Origin of the sequence: Streptomyces sp. NPDC127197 (genome assembly GCF_042672405.1) — a bacterium.
GTDB classification, from domain to species: domain Bacteria; phylum Actinomycetota; class Actinomycetes; order Streptomycetales; family Streptomycetaceae; genus Streptomyces; species Streptomyces flavusporus.
In genome coordinates this window covers 2,501-3,956 of record NZ_JBHXVG010000107.1, presented here as the reverse complement: position 1 = coordinate 3,956, position 1,456 = coordinate 2,501, and the positions used below count along the sequence as shown (strand labels likewise).

Here is a 1,456-nt window from a genome sequence, read left to right as displayed (position 1 = left end):
AAGGGAGCTTGACTGCGAGACCTACAAGTCGAGCAGGGACGAAAGTCGGGCTTAGTGATCCGGTGGTTCCGCATGGAAGGGCCATCGCTCAACGGATAAAAGCTACCCCGGGGATAACAGGCTTATCTCCCCCAAGAGTCCACATCGACGGGGAGGTTTGGCACCTCGATGTCGGCTCATCGCATCCTGGGGCTGTAGTCGGTCCCAAGGGTTGGGCTGTTCGCCCATTAAAGCGGTACGCGAGCTGGGTTCAGAACGTCGTGAGACAGTTCGGTCCCTATCCGTCGCGGGCGCAGGAAATTTGAGAGGAGCTGTCCTTAGTACGAGAGGACCGGGATGGACGCACCGCTGGTGTACCAGTTGTTCTGCCAAGGGCATCGCTGGGTAGCTATGTGCGGACGGGATAAGTGCTGAAAGCATCTAAGCATGAAGCCCCCCTCAAGATGAGATTTCCCATTCCGCAAGGAAGTAAGATCCCTGAAAGATGATCAGGTTGATAGGTCTGAGGTGGAAGTGTGGCGACACATGGAGCTGACAGATACTAATCGATCGAGGACTTAACCACATTTTGAATGATGTCACACCTGTTATCTAGTTTTGAGAGAACACTCTCAATTTGTTTGGTGGCGATAGCGAAGAGGTCACACCCGTTCCCATACCGAACACGGAAGTTAAGCTCTTCAGCGCCGATGGTAGTCGGGGGTTTCCCCCTGTGAGAGTAGGACGCCGCCAAGCAATTGCACGTTAGTGTAATTTTTAAAAAAAGTTGTTGACTTTGAAGAAGTGACGTTGTATACTAATAAAGTTGCTTTAACAAAGCGGACAAACAAAATGATCTTTGAAAACTAAACAAGACAAAACGTACCTGTTAATTCAGTTTTTAAAAATCGCACAGCGATGTGCGTAGTCAGTCAAACTACTTTATCGGAGAGTTTGATCCTGGCTCAGGACGAACGCTGGCGGCGTGCCTAATACATGCAAGTCGAGCGGACAGATGGGAGCTTGCTCCCTGATGTTAGCGGCGGACGGGTGAGTAACACGTGGGTAACCTGCCTGTAAGACTGGGATAACTCCGGGAAACCGGGGCTAATACCGGATGGTTGTTTGAACCGCATGGTTCAAACATAAAAGGTGGCTTCGGCTACCACTTACAGATGGACCCGCGGCGCATTAGCTAGTTGGTGAGGTAACGGCTCACCAAGGCAACGATGCGTAGCCGACCTGAGAGGGTGATCGGCCACACTGGGACTGAGACACGGCCCAGACTCCTACGGGAGGCAGCAGTAGGGAATCTTCCGCAATGGACGAAAGTCTGACGGAGCAACGCCGCGTGAGTGATGAAGGTTTTCGGATCGTAAAGCTCTGTTGTTAGGGAAGAACAAGTACCGTTCGAATAGGGCGGTACCTTGACGGTACCTAACCAGAAAGCCACGGCTAACTACGTGCCAGCAGCCGC

The 1,456-nt window shown here is 52.0% G+C and carries 3 rRNA genes (1 of these 3 only partly in view); all 3 read left to right on the top strand.

What is annotated here, in order from left to right:
* Positions 1-565: ribosomal RNA gene (locus tag ACFVJQ_RS45520) — 23S ribosomal RNA — on the top strand; the annotation flags it as partial.
* Positions 566-619: 54 nt separating this feature from the next.
* Positions 620-735: ribosomal RNA gene (gene rrf / locus ACFVJQ_RS45515) — 5S ribosomal RNA — on the top strand.
* A gap of 186 nt (positions 736-921) precedes the next feature.
* Positions 922-1,456, top strand: a 16S ribosomal RNA gene (locus ACFVJQ_RS45510) (it continues 1,015 nt past the right edge of the window).